This is a genomic window from Streptococcus sanguinis (assembly GCF_020729765.1).
Taxonomy (GTDB): domain Bacteria; phylum Bacillota; class Bacilli; order Lactobacillales; family Streptococcaceae; genus Streptococcus; species Streptococcus sanguinis_Q.
In genome coordinates, this window is sequence record NZ_JAJEPD010000002.1 from 1 (window position 1) to 6,235 (window position 6,235).

5 protein-coding genes and 1 pseudogene are annotated in these 6,235 nt (G+C 36.5%); 3 read left to right on the forward strand and 3 right to left on the reverse strand.

The genetic code is table 11. From position 1 onward, the window contains the following. Together K4H96_RS00010 and K4H96_RS00015 are read right to left on the reverse strand one after the other, a co-directional pair. Positions 1-2,052: pseudogene (locus K4H96_RS00010) on the reverse strand (DEAD/DEAH box helicase family protein); the annotation flags it as partial. A 47-nt stretch (positions 2,053-2,099) separates the two neighbouring features. Next, the gene (locus K4H96_RS00015) at positions 2,100-2,510 is read right to left on the reverse strand and encodes a thrombospondin type 3 repeat-containing protein (protein ID WP_223336825.1); all 411 of its coding nucleotides are present in this window, start codon (positions 2,508-2,510) and stop codon (positions 2,100-2,102) included. Positions 2,511-2,651: 141 nt separating this feature from the next. Between K4H96_RS00015 and K4H96_RS00020 the strand changes: the two genes are divergently transcribed. From K4H96_RS00020 to K4H96_RS00030, 3 genes are read left to right on the forward strand one after another with little or no spacing between them, the layout of a single operon-like run. After that, positions 2,652-2,915, forward strand: a complete 264-nt coding sequence (locus tag K4H96_RS00020; protein WP_074192753.1) for a hypothetical protein — start codon at positions 2,652-2,654, stop codon at positions 2,913-2,915. Positions 2,916-2,970: 55 nt separating this feature from the next. Then, positions 2,971-3,135, forward strand: coding sequence for a hypothetical protein (locus K4H96_RS00025; RefSeq protein WP_171964973.1), 165 nt, complete (start codon positions 2,971-2,973; stop codon positions 3,133-3,135). A 1-nt stretch (position 3,136) separates the two neighbouring features. After that, positions 3,137-3,745, forward strand: coding sequence for a hypothetical protein (locus K4H96_RS00030; RefSeq protein WP_024478356.1), 609 nt, complete (start codon positions 3,137-3,139; stop codon positions 3,743-3,745). A 34-nt stretch (positions 3,746-3,779) separates the two neighbouring features. Here the strand turns inward: K4H96_RS00030 and K4H96_RS00035 are convergent. Next, positions 3,780-6,235 (reverse strand): phage tail tip lysozyme (locus K4H96_RS00035; protein WP_227956287.1); only part of this gene is annotated, 2,456 nt, incomplete at its 5' end.

Below are 6,235 nucleotides of genomic sequence, written 5' to 3' on the forward strand. Positions count from 1 at the left end.
AAAGGGAATAGAACCACTAAAAACAAGTTCCTCTTCATTAAGATTCTTTGCTTGATCCTTTTGAAAGAAGAGGAGATCTGTGGTTACACGAGTACCTGCAATGCTTTTAAAAGCCGTATCTGGCAACCGAACTCCCCCTAAAAAATGAGTGTTGGATTTAATCTCTTGTAAGACATTATCTGTCCGTTTATCCATTGTGCCAATAGAAGAGATAATCGAAACTTGTCCTCCATCTCTTACTAAATCAAGTGAGTGTTTGACAAAGTAATCATGAATCATATAAGGTTTATCATAGTTTTTATCTGCAATGCGAAAATTTCCAAATGGGACATTCGTTAAGACTAAATCAAAACTATTATTTTGATAGGAAACTTCTTCAAATCCTCGCACTTCAATATGGGTATTGGGGTGGAGTTGTTTTGCGATTGCGCCTGTCACGCTGTCTAATTCAACCCCATAGAGTTCTGATTTCTCTCGTATCCTTCTAGGCATAGCCGCATAGAAGTTCCCAGTCCCCATAGAAGGATCTAATATCCTCCCTCCCTCAAAACCATCATCCAGTAATTTTTGCCAAATCTGGCGAATAATCATTGGGTCTGTATAATAGGCTGTGAGAGAACTTTGTTTCATGGCGGAGTATTCTGATTTACTTACTAAACTCTTAAGAGTTAAACGTTCTGCTTCATACTTTGGATTGAGTTCATCGAAAAATTCATTGGCAAGACCACCCCAGCCGACATACTTGGCTAGTAGCTCTTGTTCTTCTGGATTCGCTTGTCGTCCCTCTTTTTCTAATCTTTTAACAAGTTCAATTGCGGCGATATTCGTTTCAATTTTTTCTCGATTTGTCTTAGGATAAAAGTTCTCTAAATCATCTGGAAAAACAAAATCTTGAACAGGAATATCCAACTCTTCTAAACTTGAAATAAGTGGTGTTGATTCTGTTTCATTAAACTTTTCCYTTTCTTCTTCCAGATAGGAAAACAAATCTATTTCCTGACTTTCACTTGATGAATCCATCTCAATCTCTGAATCTTCTTTTTCAAGTTCTACATGAGACAATACTCGTTCAATCTCTTCTAAACTGTTCAAGTATAAGATAGGATTCTCTTCAAATAACTGGTTGGAATCATTGAATAGCTCTAGGCGAACTAAGCCATTTAACTGAGCATTTTCAATCGAAACCAACTGAAATACTTGTCCTTTATAACTTACTTGTGAACCAATTGGATATTCCCTCAAAGCTTCTTCTACAATTTTATCGACATTAGAAAAAGGGTTCGTTTCTTCCGTTTCCTGTTCAATATCACTTGAAGGAGATAAAGATTCCTCTACTTGATTAGACTTTTCTCTTATAGCTTTCACTTCATCAAAATGAGTAATAATCTTCAGCTTTTGTGTCAGTGGGAGTTGTGTGTAGTTTTCTTCATGATGGACAAGATCCGTAACGGTATCTAAAGTAGCCATCAATTCTGAACCCAAATAGGCTAGAACATCTCCCTCTTTTTCTTCAAAATGAATCTCAAGAAGTTCTTTTTTTAGTTCTTTGGAATCAACCATTAGAAGAAATTCCTCTATATCTCTACTAATACGGTCAGATAGATTATTCGCAACCCGATAGACATTGACTAAATTGACATCCTGATTCTGATGAAATACAAGCTCACTTAATGGTGTTAGCTTCTCTTTTTCAGATTGGATATAAAATCGAGTGGAAAGGTTATAGGTTGCGACTTCTAGCACCAAGTTTTTCTCAAAATTACTTAATTGAGATAATTTACTTAGACCTGCTTGTCCAAATTTTCTTGTGTAACTTTCTAAATCTTGGTCATTATTTTCAGAACTGGCCTCTAGGAAAGAAACAATATCTTGATGAAACGAATAGACATGAGGTATCTCTTCTATTTTGCCCTCTTTAGTCAAAAAACTCTCTACCAAATCCTGCCATTTCTCATCAAAATGTTGCGCTTGATAACGAAGAAATAAGTCCATTTTCTCTCTATCTTTTGGAATTGTTCCACGAAACATAGCCAATAATTGTATTACTTCCATACTCGCTCCTTTCATCTATACGAAAATAGGAGAATCACATGATTCCCCTACAACTCTATCTCCATTTCAACCTCTTGAGGACTGATTTCTAAATCACTAGATAAAAGAGAAACGGCATCCGTTCTCATGTAGTAAGTATATAAGTCTTCTAGGTCTTGTTGGTTTTCAATCCCTGTTTCAATACTAATCAGAGCCTGTATAAATTCCTTGTAGTGACTCTCCATCATATCTGAAATCTTTTGTTTCATTTCCATTAATACTGAGGACGGTTCAGTGATACTTGTTTGGTCTATGTCTTGTAAATCCTTTTCTAAGGGATTGGTTCCTTCTTCTATTTCCACTAAATCTGAACGTCCATCACCATCAGAATCTGCGCTAAGAGGATTGGTTCCTAGCGCCAATTCTTGAGCATCAGTTAATCCATCTTGATCCGAATCACGTTGATAAATGACTTCCATATACTTCCTTCTTTCCTAGTTAATCTTTTTTCACTCCAATCCTACCAAATATTCCTTGAAAGAAGTATCACAACAAAAAAGAGAACGAGCCAAAACTGCGTTCTCCTTAAAATGATAAAACATTATTATCAAAGTAAAAAGATGACTTACAGAATCTGTAAGCCACCTAGTCAGTCGGTTTATTCTGGTGTCTGCCACCGCTTGGCCATTACGTCCAAGATTGCTATCGGATTTTGTTCTGGTGTCCGCCACCGCTTGGCCCTTATGTCCAAGATTACTATCAGATTGACCATGAGCCGACCACTCATCTACACCATTATTCTAACGAATATGAGCTACAAACGCAAGAGAAAAACTTATTTTGGATTTATACACTATAGAAAACATACACTATCTTTAGATTGAACTTTTGTTCAAAATAAGCTATAATGAATTTAAGTAGAAACAGGAGGTAGAACAAATGGCTACAATCAGTTTAACACGTGATATAAAACTAACAAACGAAGATGCTCTAAAAATTCTTAATCATGAACCATCTAAAAAGCTACAAGCAGTCTTGAAATCTATTAAATCACAAGACGCTACCGCTCCAACGAAAAATAAACTCATTTTAAAGTATCTGTAAGATGACAATTCAAGTAACACCACTTAAGCAATATCTTGAAAATATTCAAGTGCTGGCTCCTGATAAAACTGAGAAACAAGTTCAGGAGCTATTTAAAACTATCATTTTAGAAAATGTTAATTTCAAAGATAATGAAGAGATGTTGACTTATCTATCTGATAAAGCTCCCAATTTTGAAAAACAACATCGTTCTCGTAATTTTATCGTTGAAGAAACTGAAACAAATAACATCATAGGATTCTTTAGTTTATCTCTCAAAGTTGTTGATATTTCTGATTTAAAGGAATCCTTAAAAAAGAAACTCGTCCTAAAAGGAAAAAGTCCCAAAAATATTGATTATCTCCCTGTGTTACTTATCGGTCAATTCGGCAAAAACACAAAGCTAAATAAACTATCAGGACAAGAGTTATTTGAAATTGTAATTCAAAAAATTGAAGAATTTCGAGCAATTGTAGGAACTCAGATGGTATTTTTAGATAGTATCAATCATCCTAAAGTCATTCAATTTTATGAACAGTTCGGATTTGTTGCTTACAGTCAATTGATTAAAGACGATCATCAAGTAAGTTATCAACCTATGGCATTAAATATGTCACTCTATAAAAAATAAGAATCATGTCACCTAAACTGATGACATGATTCTTTTATTTCACCGTATAAGCAAAACTGATGGCACTATCTGCTTGCGAGATTTTTCTAAAGGTATAGTTAGGGTTGCCACCATAGTTAGTTTCAGACACAAGGAAAGAACCATCATCATAGACTTTCTCGACAAAAGCCACATGACCGTAGATAGCTGGTGTGCCATGTGTACCTCCTACAAAAGAAACAATGGCACCTGCTCTTGGTGTAGAGCCAGTTTCCCCACCAAGACTTGAAGCTGTCGCAACCCAGTCTTGACCATTTCCCATGGTATTAATGATTGAAATCTTCTCACCATTACTTCCTTTTAATTTTAAGCCTAACTGATTCATACGAGCCGCAACACCCCATGTACATTGTCCATAGGCATAGGCCATACCATCTCCACCACCAGGAACAGAATGATCATACAAGTCCCCACGAACACCTTCGAGGGATTGTGGATCACTCTTTGCCTGTCCTCCGTTTGTTTGGCTAAAGCCTTTTTCAATTTGGTAATACCATTCTGTTGCTCTGGTTTGTCTTTCCAGTAGTTTGTCACCAGAATTTCCCTCCCAATAGGTAAGGAAGAGTTGGGCTAAATTGGCTGCACTGCCCGTATTTCCAAAGAAATCCTTTAACCAACTTTGATAGTAAGGACTATCCCCATGAAGCATAAAATCAAGTTGGAGATCTAAATCATACCACTTCTTATTTTTGATATGTGCATAATTCAATAAAGCTGTATGCCGTGTTGAACCATCTGCAGTATCCGTCCATTGACCTAACCCCAAACCTCTATGAAGGATATTAGGATAAGCACCACTATAAATGGCTGGACCTCCAATTGCTAACCAGGTTTCATCATCCCATGAGGAATCGGTAGCGCCAACAGGAGGAGATAAATAATCCCCTTCAGCTCGTTTTGGATTAATAGAAGATTCTACCGACCAATTTCCTAAAATAGCCGCAATGGCTTGGGGACTTGCCCCTTGAGATTTCAAAAACTCATAAATATGTTTTGCTCGTTCAAACTCATCCCCACCAAACTGACCAATGGCAGGTAAGATAGTTGTCTGAAGTTGAATGACTTTTGGAAAATAAAATTGCGGATTGACATACACCAATTTTTCTTTCTTGTTCTTATACTTTTGATAGGAAACTTTCAAACCTGTATCGTCTGGTGTTTCACCAATAATATCACCCGTTAAGACTCTTGTCCCCTCAATCGCACGGCCATTATGAATAGAATACAAGGTCAATCGACTCTCATTCTCTCCTTTTCCGTTAGTGAGAATAATATTGTCACCATCTAGAGATACAACTCCATCCATTGGTGCGACAATCGTTTGGTGAGCCTTTGCTTCTAGTAGAATGTACTCCTGAAGAGTAGGTTTCCCATCTAAATCATAGTATCCATAACGATAAGTCATGGTTAGACTATCTTCGTTGCTTTTCCCCTCAAATGGATTGTCCAATTCCTGCATGGAAGCATATACACCCTCTTCTTTTAGTTCCTTCATTTCCTCTTGATCGTCTTTCGAGAGTTTATACTTAGGAGTTTCATAGAGGTCTTGCATGGATTTCAAATCATCCCCATCGTTTAAATCATGCCACAAAGTAGACAGATAATCCTTGTAAGTTTCTGAACTAAATAAGTGAACTGGTTTGTGTAACTCATAGTCATGGAATTTAAAGTTCATATAGCCMATCACATCATCAACTTTTGTGTAATAAGTAATTCCTTTGTCATTTGTGCGAGTATGTTCTGCATCTTCCCAAGTTAGATGGGTATAAGCTTTTGTTAATTCAAATTCATCTTGTTGAATMAAACTAGCAGATGAAAATCCTAAAAAGAAGCTCATCATAAGTAAGAGAAGAAAGACTAATCCTCCAACTATCCAGGTTGCAGGATTCCCAGCCGTAAATGTAAAGAAGGAAAAGGCTGCTTTTAGTTTTTGATAGATATTTCGGACACTTGAAAGACCTTGTTTCTTTAATTTTCGATACCGATTTTTAAAGGAACTTGGATTATCTTTCGCTAGTTTCCATCCTTTTCCATCCTTAAAATGATGGTATCGCTCTTTTGTGTTGGTCAGTCTTTTCTTGGTAAAACGACCTGTTGCTTGTCCTGTTTTGACACTAGCTTTTCCAAGATTATAAGAAAGTCGACTGTAGCGTTTCCCTTTTCTAATGGTCTCTTGAAGTGTACGATAGCCTTCTAAATCTTCATTTTCTGAAGCTAACTCTCCACCTTCACGTCCAAGGACATAAAGAAAAGTTTTGGCTTTCCTACTGACTTTTTTGGACTTATAGGCTTGTTTAGTAGATTTTAGATTATCTTTTGCGGCCTTGACTTCTTTCTTAGCTTTTAATTCTTCTAAACTCTTCCCTTGAAAGAAAAAATTGGATTTTGCTTTCGATTCCTGACCATAAAGAAATTTTTGATTGGTTTTTCTTTCTTTACGACTCTCTTTTC

Coding starts and splice junctions, on each gene's coding strand:
- K4H96_RS00020 (WP_074192753.1), top strand. CDS start 2,652: ATGACTTACAGAATCTGTAAGCCACCTAGTCAGTCGGTTTATTCTGGT.
- K4H96_RS00015 (WP_223336825.1), bottom strand. CDS start 2,510: ATGGAAGTCATTTATCAACGTGATTCGGATCAAGATGGATTAACTGAT.
- K4H96_RS00025 (WP_171964973.1), top strand. CDS start 2,971: ATGGCTACAATCAGTTTAACACGTGATATAAAACTAACAAACGAAGAT.
- K4H96_RS00030 (WP_024478356.1), top strand. CDS start 3,137: ATGACAATTCAAGTAACACCACTTAAGCAATATCTTGAAAATATTCAA.